16 protein-coding genes are annotated in these 17,466 nt (G+C 55.9%); 10 read left to right on the forward strand and 6 right to left on the reverse strand.

Annotation, left to right across the window (positions count from 1 at the left end; translation table 11 throughout):
- Positions 1-55 precede the first annotated feature (55 nt).
- Entirely contained in the window at positions 56-2,200 is a 2,145-nt protein-coding gene (gene uvrB, locus FIV45_RS13085) for an excinuclease ABC subunit UvrB (protein WP_099475293.1), read from the reverse strand.
- A 129-nt stretch (positions 2,201-2,329) separates the two neighbouring features.
- Here uvrB and FIV45_RS13090 point away from each other — a divergent pair, with 129 nt between their 5' ends.
- Complete coding sequence (locus FIV45_RS13090) at positions 2,330-2,527, forward strand: DUF4169 family protein (RefSeq protein WP_099475292.1); 198 nt, start codon at positions 2,330-2,332, stop codon at positions 2,525-2,527.
- A gap of 18 nt (positions 2,528-2,545) precedes the next feature.
- On the opposite strand, the gene FIV45_RS13095 is transcribed toward FIV45_RS13090, so the two are convergent.
- Positions 2,546-3,133 (reverse strand): DUF2889 domain-containing protein, encoded by a 588-nt coding sequence (locus FIV45_RS13095; RefSeq protein ID WP_099475291.1) that lies wholly within the window; start codon positions 3,131-3,133, stop codon positions 2,546-2,548.
- Positions 3,134-3,262: 129 nt separating this feature from the next.
- Here FIV45_RS13095 and queC point away from each other — a divergent pair, with 129 nt between their 5' ends.
- From queC to FIV45_RS13110, 3 genes are all read left to right on the forward strand, one after another.
- The gene (gene queC / locus FIV45_RS13100) at positions 3,263-3,979 is read left to right on the forward strand and encodes a 7-cyano-7-deazaguanine synthase QueC (RefSeq protein ID WP_099475290.1); all 717 of its coding nucleotides are present in this window, start codon (positions 3,263-3,265) and stop codon (positions 3,977-3,979) included.
- Positions 3,976-4,614: a 7-carboxy-7-deazaguanine synthase gene (gene queE, locus FIV45_RS13105; protein WP_099475289.1), complete on the forward strand. Its 639-nt coding sequence runs from the start codon at positions 3,976-3,978 to the stop codon at positions 4,612-4,614. Before queC ends, queE begins: the two co-directional genes overlap by 4 nt.
- A 143-nt stretch (positions 4,615-4,757) precedes the next feature.
- Positions 4,758-5,264 (forward strand): VOC family protein, encoded by a 507-nt coding sequence (locus tag FIV45_RS13110; protein ID WP_099475288.1) that lies wholly within the window; start codon positions 4,758-4,760, stop codon positions 5,262-5,264.
- Between the two features lie 4 nt (positions 5,265-5,268).
- Here FIV45_RS13110 and queF read toward each other — a convergent pair whose 3' ends face one another.
- Positions 5,269-5,733, reverse strand: a complete 465-nt coding sequence (gene queF / locus FIV45_RS18880) for a preQ(1) synthase (protein WP_099475287.1) — start codon at positions 5,731-5,733, stop codon at positions 5,269-5,271.
- A 256-nt stretch (positions 5,734-5,989) separates the two neighbouring features.
- Between queF and FIV45_RS13120 the strand changes: the two genes are divergently transcribed.
- From FIV45_RS13120 to metC, 4 genes are read left to right on the forward strand one after another with little or no spacing between them, the layout of a single operon-like run.
- Positions 5,990-6,334, forward strand: a complete 345-nt coding sequence (locus tag FIV45_RS13120; RefSeq protein ID WP_099475286.1) for an ACT domain-containing protein — start codon at positions 5,990-5,992, stop codon at positions 6,332-6,334.
- Positions 6,335-6,392: 58 nt separating this feature from the next.
- Positions 6,393-7,391, forward strand: a complete 999-nt coding sequence (locus tag FIV45_RS13125; RefSeq protein ID WP_099475285.1) for a cysteine synthase A — start codon at positions 6,393-6,395, stop codon at positions 7,389-7,391.
- Between the two features lie 33 nt (positions 7,392-7,424).
- A complete protein-coding gene (sseA, locus tag FIV45_RS13130) occupies positions 7,425-8,276 on the forward strand; it encodes a 3-mercaptopyruvate sulfurtransferase (protein WP_099475284.1) in 852 nt (283 codons plus the stop codon).
- A 21-nt stretch (positions 8,277-8,297) separates the two neighbouring features.
- Positions 8,298-9,470, forward strand: a complete 1,173-nt coding sequence (gene metC / locus FIV45_RS13135) for a cystathionine beta-lyase (protein WP_099475283.1) — start codon at positions 8,298-8,300, stop codon at positions 9,468-9,470.
- Here metC and FIV45_RS13140 read toward each other — a convergent pair whose 3' ends face one another.
- Genes FIV45_RS13140 through FIV45_RS13150 form a run of 3 tightly spaced genes read right to left on the reverse strand, consistent with a single transcriptional unit; the run spans position 9,471 to position 11,502 of the window.
- Positions 9,471-10,283: an iron chelate uptake ABC transporter family permease subunit gene (locus tag FIV45_RS13140; RefSeq protein ID WP_099475282.1), complete on the reverse strand. Its 813-nt coding sequence runs from the start codon at positions 10,281-10,283 to the stop codon at positions 9,471-9,473.
- Positions 10,258-11,031: a zinc ABC transporter ATP-binding protein ZnuC gene (gene znuC, locus FIV45_RS13145; protein WP_099475281.1), complete on the reverse strand. Its 774-nt coding sequence runs from the start codon at positions 11,029-11,031 to the stop codon at positions 10,258-10,260. The genes FIV45_RS13140 and znuC overlap by 26 nt, the downstream gene beginning before the upstream one ends.
- 6 nt (positions 11,032-11,037) lie before the next feature.
- Complete coding sequence (locus FIV45_RS13150; RefSeq protein ID WP_099475280.1) at positions 11,038-11,502, reverse strand: Fur family transcriptional regulator; 465 nt, start codon at positions 11,500-11,502, stop codon at positions 11,038-11,040.
- Positions 11,503-11,598: 96 nt separating this feature from the next.
- Between FIV45_RS13150 and hisI the strand changes: the two genes are divergently transcribed.
- Together hisI and FIV45_RS13160 are read left to right on the forward strand one after the other, a co-directional pair.
- Entirely contained in the window at positions 11,599-12,021 is a 423-nt protein-coding gene (gene hisI / locus FIV45_RS13155) for a phosphoribosyl-AMP cyclohydrolase (RefSeq protein ID WP_181040076.1), read from the forward strand.
- 161 nt (positions 12,022-12,182) lie between these two features.
- On the forward strand, positions 12,183-17,465 hold the full coding sequence (locus FIV45_RS13160; RefSeq protein ID WP_165777119.1) for an MG2 domain-containing protein: 5,283 nt from the start codon (positions 12,183-12,185) through the stop codon (positions 17,463-17,465).
- Position 17,466 lies beyond the last annotated feature (1 nt).

The raw sequence follows: 17,466 nt of genomic DNA on the forward strand, positions 1-17,466 counted from the left end.
AAGCTATATAGGGCGCGCTTTTCTAAATCAATATCAAAATTAAATATTTCTGATTTCAAAAACCCCGTTTGCTCGGTTTGTTGCTCTTGCGGCGGTATTGACGGGTGCCGGGTTTCCCTGCGCTGGAATTGCCGGTGGGCTTGCCCGACTTGATATGACGGCCCACCGGATGGCCGGTGTCAAGACCAAGCTCATGATCCTCCAGCCGCTTGACTTCATCGCGCAGGCGCGCCGCCTCCTCAAACTCCAGGTTCCCGGCCGCTTCCAGCATTTGTTTTTCCAGATCGGCGATATAGCTTTTCAGGTTATGACCGACCATGTTACTGCCGTCCGCATCAATCGGCACCAGGACATGATCGCCTTCCGCGACGCTCTCGATAATCTCGCCAATGGTTTTCTTGATGCTTTCCGGGGTGATGCCATGTTCTTCATTGAAGGCTTTCTGAATTTCCCGTCTTCGGTCGGTTTCGTCCAGGGCCGCTTTCATGCTGCGGGTGATTTTGTCGGCATAAAGAATCACTTTACCATCCACGTTCCGCGCCGCCCGGCCAATGGTCTGAATGAGCGAGGTTTCGGAGCGCAGGAACCCTTCCTTGTCCGCATCCAGAATCGCCACCAGAGCGCATTCAGGGATATCCAGTCCTTCGCGCAACAGGTTGATGCCCACCAGAATATCAAACGTGCCGAGCCGCAGGTCCCGGATGATTTCGATCCGTTCCAGCGTGTCGATGTCCGAATGCATATAGCGCACCTTCAGGCCATGCTCATGCAGATATTCGGTCAGGTCCTCGGCCATGCGTTTGGTCAAGGTCGTCACCAGCACGCGGTAACCCTGAGCAATGGTGGCCGCCGCCTCATGCAACAGGTCATCAATCTGGCTCTCCACCGGTTTGATTTCGCATGGTGGATCAATCAGACCGGTGGGGCGGATGATCTGCTCGATAAAGGCGCCGCCGGTCTGTTCCAGTTCCCACTTTCCGGGGGTTGCCGAGACATATATCGATTGCGGCCGCAAACGGTCCCACTCTTCGAATTTCAGGGGGCGGTTATCAATACAGGACGGCAGGCGGAAGCCGAAATCCGACAGGGTGTTTTTGCGGGCAAAGTCACCGCGACTCATGCCGCCGACCTGGGGCACGCTGACATGGCTTTCATCAACGAACAGCAGCATATTGTCCGGCAGATACTCAAACAGGGTCGGTGGATTGCTGCCCGGCGCCCGTCCGGTGAGATGGCGGGAATAATTTTCAATGCCGGCGCAACTGCCCGTCGCCGCCATCATTTCAAGGTCCAGTTTGGTGCGCTGCTCAAGCCGCGCCGCTTCCAGAATCTTGCCCTCTTCGTTGAGCTGCTTGAGCCGCCAGTCCAGTTCGGCCTTGATGGTCTTCTGCGCCTGGCCCAGGGTCGGCCCCGGCGTGACATAATGGCTGTTGGCGTAGAGTTTGGTCTGGGCCACCGTCTGGATTTTCTCGCCGGTCAGGGGATCAAACATGGTGATGGATTCCAGCTCGTCACCGAAGAAATCCAGCCGCACCGCCATATCCTCGTAACTGGCCGGAAAGACCTCGATCACATCACCGCGCACCCGGAAACAGCCGCGCTGAAAGAAATTGTCATTGCGTTTATATTGCAGTTCGACCATGCGGCGCAGCAGGTCGCGCTGATCAATGCGCATGCCGACCTCGAAAGGAATCGTCATTTCGAGATAAGTTTCCGGCGAGCCCATGCCGTAAATGCAGGACACGCTGGCGACGATGATCACATCATCGCGCTCAAACACCGACCGGGTTGCGGCATGGCGCATACGGTCGATCTGCTCGTTGATGTTGGCGTCTTTTTCGATATAGGTGTCGGAACGCGGCACGTAGGCTTCCGGCTGATAATAATCATAATAGGATACAAAATATTCCACCGCGTTATCGGGGAAGAAGGCCTTCATCTCCCCGTAAAGCTGCGCCGCCAGAGTCTTGTTATGGGCCATGATCAGCGCCGGGCGCTGAGTGCGTTCAATGACCTGCGCCATGGTGAAGGTCTTGCCCGATCCCGTCACCCCAAGCAGAACCTGATCTGCCAGTCCTTCGCCGAGACCTTCCACCAGTTTGTCAATCGCCTGAGGCTGATCCCCGGCGGGCGAATAGTCCGAGTGGATTTTAAAGGCAATGCCGCCTTCTGTCTTCAGGGGTCGCGTATCTTTATCCATAACAGCATCTCATCATAGGTTTCCCTTTTGTTCTTATCAGAGTCGCGATCCCCTGTCACCCTTCCTGAAAAAAACCTGCAATCATCAAACAATTTTGTGCTATGGTGAGCCCACAAATGAGGAGACACTATGGGAACGGTCATCAATCTAAAGCAGGCCAAACGTAAGCTGGCCAAAATAGAAAAAGAAAAACAAGCCAGTGAGAACCGCGCCAAACACGGCCAGACAAAAGCCGTAAAAACCAGCGCAAAAAAAATCAACAAACGCACCCAGGAAACGGTCGACGCCCACAAGCTGAACGACCCCGGGAAAAAAGACAAAAGCTGATCCGGCCATAACCGGCCGTTATTTACCGGTATAATGTTTAGGCAGGAAGTCCTTCACAACGGGACCTTCAGAGGACCAGCTGTGACAACTGTCGATGATGCCGGGCCGTTTCTCATCGGTCTTGTCAACCGTCTCGCCTTTGGCTTTGGCTGCCTTGGCCGCCTCTTCCTTGCGGCGCAGCAGGGTTGGCATCATGGTTTGTATGGCCACTGTCGCCAGAGGCTGCAACAATTCATTGAGATGAGTACAGCCCTGCACGCCCCCCATCCGGTCCCGGATCGCCCGCCGCCAGCCGAGACCAATTCGCGCCCCGACCAGTTTCCTGTAATCGGGGGCAATCGCGGGACAGGTGGCGAAGGGATGATTGTCAATATGAGCTTCGATATCCTGGACCACCATATCGTCATCAATCGTCAGCCGCAGATACATTTCATGCAGCGGCTCGCCCGGCTCAATGGTGCCGCGATAACGGTTGTCAAAGGTATAGGTCTTGATATCCTCCATGCGGGCCTCGATATCCCACAGGCCATCTTCACGTTCATAACCGTCACAGATAATATTGCGGGTATGAAGATGTTTTCGCGGGGCCGGGGCGGATAATGGCATGGTGTTTCTCCTGAAAAGTCGGGATAACTGGTCACTTTTATAAAAAAACCTGTTATTCAGAACTGGTACTAGACTGAAAAGTGCGATATGTGAAGCCTAAATGCAAATAATTAACGTAGTATATATGTGATGACCGAGAAAAAGAAAGCCGTTGTCCTGCTCAGCGGCGGCCTTGATTCAACAACCTGTGTCGCCATCGCCAAGGCAGAGGGCTTTGAGGTGTACGGCCTGAGTTTTGACTATGGCCAGCGCCACACCATAGAGCTTGACGCCGCCGCCCGGGTGGCCGAAACCATGGGACTTGCCAAACATGTCATCGCCAAGATCGACCTGCGGGTTTTCGGCGGCTCGGCCCTGACCGCCGATATCGATGTGCCCAAAGGCCGTGACGAGGATCATATGGGCGACGATATACCGGTAACTTATGTGCCGGCCCGCAATACCATTTTCCTGTCCTTCGCCCTGGCCTTTGCCGAAACCCAGGGGGCTAACGATATTTTCATCGGCGTCAATGCGCTCGATTTCAGTGGCTACCCCGATTGCCGCCCGGATTATATCGCCGCCTATCAGAAAATGGCCAATCTCGCGACCCGCAGCGGGGTGGAAGGAGCAAAGACAGAAAGCAGCCTGACCATTCACACGCCGCTAATTGACCTGACCAAAGCCGATATCGTGCGCACCGGCCTGTCGCTCGGCGTTGATTACAGCATCACCACCAGCTGCTATGACCCGTTGCCGGACGGCACCTCCTGCGGTCAGTGCGACGCCTGCCACCTGCGCCTGAAGGGCTTCCGCGAAGCCGGAGAGCGCGACCCCGTGGCCTATAAGAATGATTTGGACCGATGACCTATAGCGTAAAGGAAATATTCTATACCCTGCAGGGAGAAGGCGCCCAAAGTGGCCGGGCGGCGGTTTTTTGCCGCTTTGCCGGCTGTAATTTCTGGTCCGGTCGCGAACAGGACCGCGCCAATGCCGACTGCAGCTTCTGTGACACCGATTTTATCGGAACCGACGGCCCCGGCGGTGGAAAATTCAAAACCGCCGCCGCCCTGGCCGAAGCGGCGCGCGTCTGCTGGGATGGCATGGCCGACGCCACCGGCACGCCATACATTGTCTGCACCGGCGGTGAGCCGTTAATGCAGCTCGACAGCCCGTTGATCACAGCCTTTCAGAAAAAAGGCTTTGAAGTAGCGGTTGAAACCAACGGCAGCCTGCCCTGCCCGCCGGAACTCGACTGGATCTGTGTCAGCCCCAAGTCGCTCGACAAACTGGTGCAGTTGACCGGCGATGAATTAAAGCTGGTCTATCCACAAACCCCTGTGAAGCCTGAAGATGTGGCCCACCTTAAATTTGATCATTTCTATCTCCAGCCGCTGGATGAAGCGGATCATAATCATGTCCCGGCGACGCTGGACTATTGCCGTCGCCACCCGCAATGGAAACTCAGCCTGCAGACCCACAAGATCCTCGGCATCGCCTGAGCTATCTCACAGGACCTTATTCACAATCCCACCGGATCCTCCGGCAATGTCCTCAACGGATGAACAAACATCATCACGATAAGGTGTTTTGACGGATCAGATGTTTTTCTTATTTAATCAGAAAAATAACGAGAGAAAATATTATGAAAACCATTCATAGAATCATTATTTGTTCCGCTATTGCTGCGACCCTGTTCAGCCGACCCGCCCTGGCGACAGAAGTTCAAAATACCAATATATATGGCACTGAAGAGATCAACCATCTGGGGCTCTCTGTGAGCAAACTTGATGAGACAGCCGCCTTTTTCATTGACGTTCTCGGCTGGCAGAAGGCTGGGGAAAAGCCGGATTATCCTGCGGTTTTCGTGACCAATGGATCTCTTTTTCTCACTCTGTGGCAAGTGAAGGACCCGGCGACGGCAACCCCCTTCAACCGGCGGCAAAATGTCGGATTGCATCATCTGGCGATCACGGTCAACAGCCTTGATAATCTCCATGCCTTACATGACAAGCTGAAAGCCCTACCAAACGTGCGCATAGAATTCTCGCCGGAACACCTGGGCGATGGCCCAACCACGCATATGATGATCCGCGACCCCAGCGGTTTACGTCTTGAATTTATCGTACCGAAAAAATATCTGATGCCTTAAAGTTTCAGCCCCGCCCCCGATAGGTCGGCACATCCTGGTCCGGCACCCAGACATGTTCCGGCGCTTTGCCGGTCTGGAAGAAGACGTCGATCGGAATGCCGCCGCGCGGATACCAGTAACCGCCAATGCGCAGCCATTTTGGCTTAAGTTCCGCCACCAGCCGCTCGCCAATTCCGACCGTGCAATCTTCATGAAAGGCGGCGTGATTGCGGAAGGATTGCATATAAAGCTTCAGGGATTTGCTTTCCACCAGGGTTTCATCCGGCACATAATCAATAACGATATGGGCGAAGTCTGGCTGGCCGGTCACCGGACAAAGCGAGGTGAATTCCGGGCATGTGAAGCGGACAAAATAATCCACATTTGGCCGGGGATTCGCCACCCGGTCAAGTTGGGCTTCATCCGGATTGGTCGGGGCCTTGACGTCCTTGCCCAACTGGTTCAAACCTTGATAAATGTCTTTGGTCATCTGATGCCTGCACTATGGTTGATGTTTCTGCAGTCTGACTATACCATTTTTTATCACTTGTCATTATTGACTTTTTAATCTTCAGCCGTTACATCTCGGAATTATGAAACAAGTCAGCTCTATACGAATGCGAATGTGTCGAATTACCACCCCGGTTCTCTAACCGAGGCCGGATTTCTATTGCCTCACGGCAAATCCAATTTGATACAACCATTTATATAGAGGCGCGCGTCTGGACAAGACGCCACGAATTGACATGACGACATTCACTCCCCGTCCGACGACAAACGATAATTTCACCAGTTCCGTGCATTATGCCGTAACCGCAGATGCCCATCCCGGCGCCCTGCCCCGTGTGTTGGAGCTTTTTGCCCGGCGCGGCATCACGCCCGATCTGGTCAAGGTCAGCAAGTACCGTTCTCCGGCCTTCACTGACGATAATCTCGCCATCGACATCCATGTCTCGGGTCTGTCAGATCAGGAACAGGACATCATCCGCCAGAACCTCGCCATACAGGTCACGGTGCAGCAGGTGCGGGATGAAGTTTTTATCGGGCGGCAAAAGAATCGGCAAAATTCACCAGCGAAACTTGTTTCCTAAAGCAGCCTTGCCTATATTAACCTGATATTATCAGGCTCATTTTCTCAAGGTATGCGTTATGGACATCAAAAACGGTTTTGTCGGCACCATCGGCAACACGCCCATGATCAAGCTGGAAAAACTCTCGGCGGAGACCGGTTGCACCATTCTCGGCAAGGCAGAATTCCTCAATCCCGGCGGATCAGTCAAGGATCGTGCGGCGCTGTATATCATTCGTGATGCCGAGGAAAAAGGCCTGCTGAAACCGGGCGGCGTCATCGTCGAAGGCACCGCGGGTAATACCGGTATCGGCCTTGGCCTCGTCGCCAACGCCCTTGGCTACCGCACCGTGATTGTCATGCCGGAAACCCAGTCCCAGGAAAAGAAAGACATGCTGCGACTTTGCGGGTGCGACCTGCATCTGGTTCCCGCCAAACCTTATAAAGACCCGGATAATTATGTGCGCTATTCCGGGCGCCTCGCCGAAGAAATCGCGGCCCACGAGCCCAACGGCGCCATCTGGGCCAATCAGTTCGACAATGTCGCCAACCGCCGGGCCCATTATGAAACCACGGGACCCGAAATCTGGGATCAGACCGACGGCACCGTTGACGCCTTCACCTGCGCGGTCGGCAGTGGCGGTTCTCTCGGCGGCATTTCCATGGCGCTGAAAGAACGCAACAAAGACATCAAGATCGTCCTCGCCGATCCCATGGGCGCGGCGCTGTATAACTATTACAAGCATGGCGAACTGAAAGCCGAAGGCAGTTCCATTACCGAAGGCATCGGTCAGGGCCGAATTACCGCCAACCTGGAAGATGTGGTAATCGACGACGCCTATCAGGTGCCCGACGCCGACGCGCTGGAAGTGATTTTCGACCTGATGAAACATGAAGGCCTGTGTCTCGGCGGTTCCGCCGGGATCAATGTCGCCGCCGCCAAACGCCTGGCGCTCGACATGGGGCCCGGTCATACCATCGTCACCCTGTTGTGCGATTATGGCACCCGCTATCAAAGCAAGATTTTCAATCCGGAATTCTTAAAGGAACAAGGCCTGCCCTACCCGGACTGGCTGTAAGAAACGTTAAATATGATGCAGAAGGAATAATTTATGGCTGATACTGCCCCGGCACTGGTCTCCACCGAATGGCTGGCCGAACATCTCTCCGCCCCTGACATCCGCATTGTCGATGCCTCCTGGCATCTGCCCGATCAGGGCCGTGATGCGAAAGCCGAATATCGCGAAGCCCATATCCCCGGCGCAGTTTTCTTTGATATGGATGATATCTGCGACCAGGATTGCGCCTTGCCGCATATGCTGCCCTCGGCCGCAAAAATGGCGAGCCGCATGCGCAAGCTCGGCATCGGCGACGGCAACCGGGTAATCGTCTATGATAACAGCGATCTGCGCAGCGCCGCCCGAGCCTGGTATATGCTGAAATGCTACGGCCTGTGGGATGTCGCCATCCTCGACGGTGGTTTCCAGAAATGGAAGAAAGAACATCGCGAGACAGAGGATATTCCGCCGATCCCCCGGGAACGTCATTTCACCGCCCGTTTCGACACCACCCGGGTCCGCGACCTGCGTCACATGCTGCGTAATATTGAAACATCAAAAGAACAGGTCATCGACGCCCGTGCGCCGGGCCGGTTCAGCGGCCAGGACCCTGAACCCCGCCCCGGCATGAAAAGCGGCCATATCCCCGGCAGCCTCAATGTCTGTTTCCGCCACCTTCTCAGCCCGGAAGACGGCACCTTCAAATCCCCGGACGAGATACGCCGCACCTTCGAAGACGCCGGTGTGGACCTTAAGAAACCCCTGGTCACCAGTTGCGGCTCTGGCGTCACCGCCGCCGTATTGTCACTCGGTCTCTATCTGATCGGCCATCGGGATAACGCCCTTTATGACGGGTCCTGGGCCGAATGGGGCAGTCACCCCGAAACCCCTGTCGAAACCCAATAAGTCACATATTAAGTACACGCCATGAAAAAAGACACCCTGATCGCCACCACAGGCCGCAACCCGGAATTCACCCACGGATCGGTCAATACCCCGGTCTATCATACCTCCACCGTCACTTTCGATACGGTCAAGGACATGAAGCGCGCCATCGCCAAGCGGCATCAGGGTGTGCCTTATTACGGACGACGCGGCAACCCGACCACCTTCGCCCTGGAACAGGCCATGTGCGATCTGGAGGGCGCGGACGGCTGTTATCTCTATCCCTCCGGTCTCGCCGCCATCACTGGGGCGATCCTGTCTTTCATCAAGGCGGGAGATCATATCCTGATTGCCGACGGTGTCTATGAACCCACCCGCGGCCTTGCCGATAAGGTCCTCCTTCGCATGGGGGTCGAGGTCAGCTATTTTGATCCCCTGATCGGCGCGGGCATTGCCGACCTGATCCGGGATAATACCCGCATCGTCTTTGTCGAATCTCCCTGCTCCCTGACCATGGAAATTATTGATATTCCCGCCATCACCAAGGCCGCCCACGCCCGTGATGTGCTGGTGATGATGGACAACACCTGGGGCACGCCGCTGCATTTCAAACCCTTTGATCACGGGGTTGATTTTTCCATTCACGCCGCGACTAAATATATTGTCGGCCATTCCGACGCCATGCTCGGCACCGTCTCCACCCGCAAAGACTATTGCGAGCAACTGTTCAATATGTCCTATCAGCTGGGCTATTGCGCCGCCCCGGATGATGCCTATCTCGCCTTGCGCGGGATTCGCACCCTGAAGCTCCGGCTGAAACAGCATGAAGAAAACGCCCTGACCGTCGCCCGCTGGCTGAAAGACCGCCCCGAGGTCGCCGAAGTGCGCCATCCGGCGTTTGAAACCTGCCCCGGTCACGAGATCTTCAAACGGGACTTCACCGGCGGCAACGGCCTGTTTTCGATGATCCTGAAGGGTGGTAGTGAAGCCGCGGTTACCGCTTTCCTCGAAAACCTGCATCATTTCAAGATGGGCTTCAGCTGGGGCGGTTATGAAAGCCTGATCCTGCCCTATTATGGCATCGCCAAAAACCGCAGCGCCACCGGCTGGCGGGCGCCCGGCCCGCTGATCCGCCTGCATATCGGCCTGGAAGACCCGCAGGATCTGATCACTGATCTCGCGCAGGGATTAGCAGCCTTTAACGATGTGACATAGTTAGATCCGGTAGCGATGTGGCAAACCGCGACCGATCAGGAACAGGATCAGGGCCGACAGGACAATAGATGGGCCCGCCGGCAGGTCCCACAGGCTGGACGTCATGATGCCCATGACCACCGCCAGGCTGCCAATGATCATCGAATAAATCGCCATCTGTACCGGGGAACGGGCGATATTGCGCGCCGCCGCCGCCGGAATAATCATCAGCGAGGTAATCAGCAACGCCCCGATCACCTTCATGGCAAACGCCACCAAAAGAGCGATCAATAACATATAGATAATCTTGGTGCGCAGAACATTCACGCCTTCCACCTGGGCGAGATCCTCATGCACCGTGATGGACAGCAATGGCTTCCAGATCAGAATCAACCCGCCAAGCGCCATGGTCATCATCACCGCAATCCCCATGATTTCCGCGGGCCCAATGGCAAGAATGTCCCCGATCAGGAAAAACATCATATCCTGCCGCAGCGTTTCCTGCAGGGCGATAACAATCAAACCGATGGATAGAGAACTATGGGCCAGAATGCCGAGCAGGGTGTCGGTGGAAAACTTGCCGCCTTTTTGCAGCAACAGCAGCACGCCCGAGACCACCGCACAGGTCGCGACAATCACCCAGGGGCTTTGGGTACCGAGCGCGACACCAAGGCCGACGCCCATCAATGCGGAATGGGATATCGTGTCGCCAAAGTAAGCCATACGGCGCCAGACCAGAAAACAACCGAGCGGCCCCGCCGCCATCGCCACCATGATGCCCGCCAACATGGCGTTAAGGATAAATCCATCAATCATGATGACACCCCTTGCCATGGTCCCCGCCGACCACATTGCCATGACTGTCATGATGATGGTCATGATGATGGGTATAGAGCGCCGCCCCTTCCACCGGATGGCCAAGCAAGGCATGATATTCCGGATCATGCTGCACCGTTTCCGGTGTGCCACTGCAACAGATATGACGGTTAAGGCAGACCACTTTATCCGTGCCCGCCATCACCATATGCAGATCGTGAGAAATCATCAGAACCCCGCAATTAATATCATCGCGAATACGGCCAATCAGCCGATACAGTTCTTCCTGGCCGGTAATGTCAATGCCCTGAACCGGTTCATCCAGCACAATCAGATCCGGCCGCCCAAGCAAGGCCCGCGCCATAAGGACACGTTGCATCTCACCGCCGGACACCCTCTGCACAGGATGTTTCGCCACATGGGAGATGCGTACAAGCTTCATCACATCCCGCGCCTGAGCTTCCGTGGTTCCCGGCCGCAGCATCATAAACTGATGCACCGTCAGCGGCAGGATGTCCTCGATCTGGATTTTTTGCGGCATATAGCCAATGGTGATCCCCGGCATCCGTTCCACCCGCCCCTGGTCCGGCACCAAAAGCCCCAGGGCGATTTTCATCACCGTGCTTTTCCCGGCGCCATTGGGACCGATCAATGTCACGACCTCTCCCCGGCTGACGGAAAAGCTTACCTTTTCCAACACTGACGTTCCGGTAAAGGCCAGGGTAACGTCTTCCAGATTAATAAGAGGCGGCGCCGTTTCAGACATAAAGGGCTAACTTTGACAATTTTCGCACAATCCCATGACTTCCAACATACTGTTCTCGCATGTATAGCCATTGGCATTGGCTGATTTAGCAATTTTGGTGGTCAGCTTCGGATCGCTGATTTCCGTGACCGTCCGACATTTGCGACAGATCAGGAAATGCCCCTGATGTTTGTGCGCCGGGTCAGGACAGCCGATAAAGGCGTTCAGGGATTCGAGCCGATGGACGAATCCTTCCTCAATCAGAAAATCCAGCGCCCGATAAACCGTCGGTGGGGCAACTCTTTTATTGCCATCGTTACTGAGCAGGTCCAGAAGTTCATATGCCGTGACCGGCTTATGTCCTCCCCATACCAGCTCCAACACCTTGCGACGCAACGGCGTAAAGCGGGTATCGCGAGATTCACAGAGCTCCCGCGCCAGTCCCAAGGCATCCTCAATACATTTCCCATGATCATGCGTATGTGTAGACATTACAATTTTTTCTATTTCTTGATATGTTATAGCTTCCCATTAAGCTAATATTGGCCTGAATTAAACAATAATACAAGCCTTCTAAACGAGATGACCATGAAAAACCCACCCTTCACTCCGATCCCGGAAGAAACCCTTACAGCCTGCCTGGCACAATTGGCCTTTACAGATCAAGGCCTTGTCCCCGCAATAGCCCAGCAGCATGATACGGGCGAAATTCTTATGATGGCCTGGATGAATGAAGCCGCCGTGCGGGAAAGCCTGACCACCGGCGTGGTCTGCTACTGGTCCCGGTCACGTCAGGCCCTGTGGCGCAAGGGGGAAACGTCCGGTCAGGTGCAACGTCTGGTGCATTTCCGCTATGATTGCGATCGGGATTGCCTGTTGCTGCTCGTCGATCAGACTGGGGTCGCCTGCCACACGGGCCGACGGAACTGTTTTTATCACGAGGTCACCAGCGATGGCATAAAGGTGATTTCGAAGGTCGAAATTGACCCCAAGACGCTTTATTCAAAATAACCCAAAGGGTCACAACAATCCCAACGTCCGAAAGGACCGCCAGACGGCACCCCTTCTTATTTCGGACAGACTGCCGTCTTAATTTTACCCTACTCCGCGTTATACTATGTCATTATCACGCCTGAAATTCGACCATCATGCTAACTGCCGGGACGCATCACATGTTAAAGCTGATCAAACTTATCCTCATTGTCGCCTTATGGACACCTGTCGCCGTTCAGGCGCAGACCTACACAACACCCCCCAAGATTGATCAGAAATATCAAATCCCGGACAGAAGCGGCGAAGCGGCATTGCTGCTGAAGAAAATCAAGCTTCTCCATCAAAGATCCCGTGCGCTCGCCAAAGGCGGCCAGGCGGATCGTTCGGTCGATGACCTGATCAGTGACCTTTACCTGCCCGATAACGTCAGAGATTTCAACCGTACCTATTCCCAGGAAATTGATCTGGCGCGCAACCCGAAAAATGCCCACAGTTGGTTTTCCCTTTCCCGCAACTACAGTCGTCGCGGGCAGTATGAAGATGCCGCCACGGCGGCATTCAAAGCCTATCAGCTTGAGAAAAACTCCCGCCAGAGAGCCGAAATTCTTGCCCATATGGGAGAAGTCTATGTCGAACTTGGCCAACTTGAAGATGGTCTCAACATCCTGCATCGAAGTCTGGAACTGTCCCCGGGCGACAATATCCAGCGCAGAATCACTGTGATCAAGGAACGTTTTTTTCTGACCATCAGCGATATTTCCGTCAATGTCGAGCAAGCCAGTCCCAACGCCTGCATTGTCTTCAGCAAAGCGCTGAAACACGGCCAGAAAGCTGAAGATTATGTCGCCGTCACCGGTCATAAAGACCTCGACATCACCGCCAAGGGAACACAAATCTGCATCAATGGTCTAAACTATGGCGAGACTTATGAGGTCACCATCCGCAAAGGCCTGAAAGGCGTGGAAAAGACCATACTGGATCAGGATTCCATCCGTAAATTCACCGTTCAAGACCGCGCGCCCCGCACCAGTTTTTCCCAGAACAGCTACGTGGTCAGCCGCACCCGCGATAACGTGCTTCCCGTGACCACCGTTAATGTAGACAGCCTGGAACTTTCGCTTTACCTGATCCCTGACCGCAATCTGATCCACGGCACACAAAGGGACTTTTTTACCAGACTCAACCAATATTCCACCAATCGTATCAGTAACGAGGAAGGCAGCCTGATCTGGCAAGGCAGCGTTGATATCACCGGGGGTCGTAACCGCGAAATCAATACACTTCTGCCGCTGGACGACATGATTACCGACAAACAAAATGGTCTTTATGCACTGGTCGCCACCATGCCCGGTAAAAAGGACGAACCTGAATGGCGCCTGCGCAGCCGACAAAAAGCCACCCAGTGGCTTCTGGTTTCCGACATGGGGCTGATGACATTCAAGGGCAAGGACGGCCTACATGTGATGGTGCGGTCGCTGGAAAGCGCAAAACCGCTGCGCAAGGCCACCGTGACCCTGGTGGCGCGCAATAACAAAATTCTCGGCACCGCCAAAAGTGACGCCCAAGGCCTGGCCCACTTCCCTGCAGGGCTTGTCCGTGGCAAGGGCGGCGACGCCCCGGCTCTGATCAGCGCCGAAACCAAGGCCAAAGACTATAACTTTCTGAAGCTCGACACGGGTTATCTTGACCTGAGCAATCGCGGGGTTGGCGGGCGAAGCGCACCCGGGGAACAGGATGCGTTCCTTTATACCGACCGCGGCGTCTACCGCCCTGGCGAAACGGTAAAAATCAGCGCTCTGCTGCGTGATCCGGACAGTAAGGCTCTGGGCGCTCTGCCCCTGACCTTCAAGGTCGTCAAACCCGATGGCGCCGTCCTGATGGAAAAAGTCTTCACCGGCGATGCCCTCGGCGGATATGGCTTTGACATTGCCATCGCCAGCGCCGCCATTCCCGGTCGCTATACGGTAACAAGTTATCTTGCCGACGAAACCCATGCGCTCGGCATGGTCAGTTTCCAGGTTGAGGATTTTGTTCCTCAACGCATCCGCGCCACCCTTAAAACCGACGCCGACTGGATCGAAACCGGGACACAAACCGAGTTTCTCCTGCAGGCCAACTTCCTGTATGGTCCCCCCGCCAGTGACCTGAAAAGCGAAACCCGTGTTCAGATCAATCGCAATCCCCGGCCTTATCCAAATTATAAGGATTTCAGCTTTGGCCTGATTCAGGATGATTTCTACGCCAAAACCCTGCCCCCGATAACCCGGACCACGGATAAGGACGGGCGTGCCAGCTTGGCGCTGGACCTCAAAGATCTGCCAGACACCAGCCAGCCACTTCTGGTTTACCTGCAATCTTTCGTTTTTGATGTCAGTGGCCGTCCTGTCGACGCCAAATCGGCAATCCCCCTACGTCTGCGCGACGTGGAAGTGGGGCTGAAGAAAAGCTTCACCGGCAACCTGTCCGACGGCGACACAGCCACATTCGACGTCATTGCCCTTGACCGCAAAGGCCAACCGGTCAAGAACCGTACTCTCGCCTATGAACTGATTAAGGAAGACTATTATTACAGCTGGTATCGTCAGGGAGATTACTGGAACAGCCGCCGGCAGATCACCGACACCATGGTCACCACCGGTGAAATCATCACGGATGAAACCGGTCGTGCGACAGTCAGTCACCCTGCCGCCGATGGCCGTTACCGTCTGCAGATACGGGATCAGAAAGGCGACAGCGCCGCCAGTCTGCGTTATTATGTCGGTTGGTGGTCAAGCGGCAGCGTGCCGAATGTTCCTGATGAACTTGAACTGTCCCTGAAAGACAAAACCACCCGCTCCGGCGAGAAAATCACCGCCTTTATCAAGGCGCCCTTCGCCGGTAAACTTACCGTCATGGTGATGAATGACCAGCTGCGCCACAGCAAGGAATATGACCTGCCGAAAGAAGGCCGCGAGATCGAGATCAAGGTTGACGGCGACTGGGGTCCCGGCGCCTATCTGATGGCCACCGCCTTCCGGCCCGATGCCGGTGACGTGTCCCGCCTGCCGGTGCGCGCCATGGGGCTCGCCTGGTTCTCGATAGATCAGGCCAAACGCAAAACCAGGGTTAGCATTGAGGTGCCGGACAGCGTCCTGCCCCGCCAGACCGTGACCCTGCCGCTGCAGCTCGACGGGGAAGCCGTCAAGGGACAGAAGGTTCGCCTGACCCTCGCCGCCGTTGATGAGGGCATTCTCGGCCTGACCAACTTCTCAAGCCCCGATCCCATCGCGCATTTCCTCTCCCAACGCCGCCTCGGCATGGCGCTGGCCGATCTCTATGGTCGCCTGATCAAGCCTCTCGACGGCGTGCGCGGCAAGCTGCGCACAGGTGGAGACGCGGCCAGAATGTTTTCTGGCCTTGCACTGGAAAAAGCCGCCATGCAAGACGCCTCCGATGAAAACGCGCAAGGGGTGCAAACCAAAACCGTCAAAACGGTGGCGCTTTATCAGCGGGATATTCAGATCGATGAGACTGGCCGGGGCGAGATTACCCTCGACCTGCCCGATTTCAATGGCCGCTTGCGGCTGATGGCGGTGGCCTACGGCGAAGATATTGTCGGACAGGGTGATCAGGAACTGATCGTGCGTGATCCGGTGGTCGCCGATATTCTGCTGCCGCGTTTCCTCTCCCCCGGCGATCAGGCGGAAACCACCCTCAGTCTGCATAACCTGAGCGGCAAGGACCGGACCTTTACCATCGACCTGAGCCACGCGACGGGCCTGAGCCTTAAGGGCGACAAACGGCGGACCATTACCCTCGCCGATGGCCAGCGTTTTGAACAGGTGATCTCGCTCAAGGCTGACAGCACCGGCGACAGCAAGGTGGCCCTCACCGTCACCAGCGACGGCCTGCCGGCCATCCAGAGGGAATGGGACATCGCGGTGCGCCCGGCTCAACCCTTTGTCACCAAACGCGCCGTCGCCTATCTCGGCCAGGGCGATCATGGCATGATCAGCCAGGACGACATCACCGGCGCCCTGCCCGGCACCCTCAGCGCCATGCTGACCCTGACCGACACGCCAGACTATAACGTACCGGACCTGCTCGACAGTCTGTATCTCTACCCCTATGCCTGTGGCGAACAGACCACGTCACGGGCCCTGCCCCTGCTCTATTACGGCGATGACGCCGGGAAATGGAACAAGGAATATGATCCGCTGACCATGCGGCGGGCGATCGACAAGGCGATCCGCCATCTGCTGCATCTGCAGAAACATGACGGCTCCTTCGCGCTCTGGCGCTCCACCGGCGATACCCACCCGTGGCTCACCGCCTATGTCTTCGAGTTCCTCAGCCGGGCGAAGGAGCAGAATATAGAGGTGCCCACCGCCGCCTATGACCATGCCCGCAGCTGGCTGATGAATTACAGTAACCAGCGCAACTCCCGCGACCTGCATGTGATGGCCTATGTCCAGTATGTGTTGGCCCGCGTCGGCGATATCCAGCCCAGCGTGGTGCGCTATTTCGCCGATAATAACGGCCGAAGCATCGAAACCAAACTGGGCCACGGCCATCTCGCCGCCGCCCTGAAACTGGTCGGGGAAACGCAGGCGTCGGAAGATTTCTTCCAACGCGCCCTGACCACCTTCCGACCAGAAGGGTCGCGATGGCGCTGGTTTCATGATTTCGGCTCCAACATGCGCGACAGCGCCACCCTCGCCGCCCTGATCGCGGAAAGCGCACCGAACAGCGAACGCGCCCAGCGGGTGATCGAGGCGCTGGACAAGGCCTTTGACCAGCGCGCCTATTTCAGCACCCAGGAACAGGCCTGGCTGCTGCTCGCCACTCATAGTCTCAGCCAAAAGGGTGGCGACCTCCATCTGGCGATCAACGGCAAGGCCCTTCCCGCTCACCCGGCGCCGCTGCGCTACAGCCTCAAGCCTGAGGCCATTCGTCACGGGTTCGATGTGGAAAACCGGGGACCGCAGACCATCCGCGCCATTCAGTCGATCCGCGCAGTGCCGGACGCGCCCCTGCCGCCGGTCGCGAACGGGTTTGAGATCAGCCGAACTTTTCTCACCCTCGACGGCAAGCCGGTGGATCTCGCCAACATCCGGCAGAATGACATGTTGCTGGTGGTGATTGAAGGCCGATCGGTCAATAAAATTGATCATGAGGCCCTGATTGTCGACCTGTTGCCTGCCGGTTTCGAGATCGAGAATGCCGCCATCGGTGGATTTGAAGGCGGCAAGGATATGAACTTCCTGCCCGCCAAAACAAACTTCCTCTATGAAGCGGCTCGCGATGATCGCTATGTCGCGGCATTGAATCTGGGCAATTACACACGCAAATTCGCCACGTCCTATATCGTGAGGGCGGTGACGCCTGGGACCTATCAACTGCCCGCCGTTTTCGTCGAGGATATGTATAAGCCGCAATATCATGCCCGTGGCGACGTGGGACGGGTAACAATCCGGAAATAGG

The sequence above is a fragment of the Paremcibacter congregatus genome, assembly GCF_006385135.1.
Lineage (GTDB): Bacteria > Pseudomonadota > Alphaproteobacteria > Sphingomonadales > Emcibacteraceae > Paremcibacter > Paremcibacter congregatus.

What these genes read in the sequence shown, in the direction of transcription:
- uvrB (WP_099475293.1), bottom strand. Translation starts at nt 2,200, where the DNA reads ATGGATAAAGATACGCGACCCCTGAAGACAGAAGGCGGCATTGCCTTT.
- FIV45_RS13090 (WP_099475292.1), top strand. Translation starts at nt 2,330, where the DNA reads ATGGGAACGGTCATCAATCTAAAGCAGGCCAAACGTAAGCTGGCCAAA.
- FIV45_RS13095 (WP_099475291.1), bottom strand. Translation starts at nt 3,133, where the DNA reads ATGCCATTATCCGCCCCGGCCCCGCGAAAACATCTTCATACCCGCAAT.
- queC (WP_099475290.1), top strand. Translation starts at nt 3,263, where the DNA reads ATGACCGAGAAAAAGAAAGCCGTTGTCCTGCTCAGCGGCGGCCTTGAT.
- queE (WP_099475289.1), top strand. Translation starts at nt 3,976, where the DNA reads ATGACCTATAGCGTAAAGGAAATATTCTATACCCTGCAGGGAGAAGGC.
- FIV45_RS13110 (WP_099475288.1), top strand. Translation starts at nt 4,758, where the DNA reads ATGAAAACCATTCATAGAATCATTATTTGTTCCGCTATTGCTGCGACC.
- queF (WP_099475287.1), bottom strand. Translation starts at nt 5,733, where the DNA reads ATGACCAAAGACATTTATCAAGGTTTGAACCAGTTGGGCAAGGACGTC.
- FIV45_RS13120 (WP_099475286.1), top strand. Translation starts at nt 5,990, where the DNA reads ATGACGACATTCACTCCCCGTCCGACGACAAACGATAATTTCACCAGT.
- FIV45_RS13125 (WP_099475285.1), top strand. Translation starts at nt 6,393, where the DNA reads ATGGACATCAAAAACGGTTTTGTCGGCACCATCGGCAACACGCCCATG.
- sseA (WP_099475284.1), top strand. Translation starts at nt 7,425, where the DNA reads ATGGCTGATACTGCCCCGGCACTGGTCTCCACCGAATGGCTGGCCGAA.
- metC (WP_099475283.1), top strand. Translation starts at nt 8,298, where the DNA reads ATGAAAAAAGACACCCTGATCGCCACCACAGGCCGCAACCCGGAATTC.
- FIV45_RS13140 (WP_099475282.1), bottom strand. Translation starts at nt 10,283, where the DNA reads ATGGCAAGGGGTGTCATCATGATTGATGGATTTATCCTTAACGCCATG.
- znuC (WP_099475281.1), bottom strand. Translation starts at nt 11,031, where the DNA reads ATGTCTGAAACGGCGCCGCCTCTTATTAATCTGGAAGACGTTACCCTG.
- FIV45_RS13150 (WP_099475280.1), bottom strand. Translation starts at nt 11,502, where the DNA reads ATGTCTACACATACGCATGATCATGGGAAATGTATTGAGGATGCCTTG.
- hisI (WP_181040076.1), top strand. Translation starts at nt 11,599, where the DNA reads ATGAAAAACCCACCCTTCACTCCGATCCCGGAAGAAACCCTTACAGCC.
- FIV45_RS13160 (WP_165777119.1), top strand. Translation starts at nt 12,183, where the DNA reads ATGTTAAAGCTGATCAAACTTATCCTCATTGTCGCCTTATGGACACCT.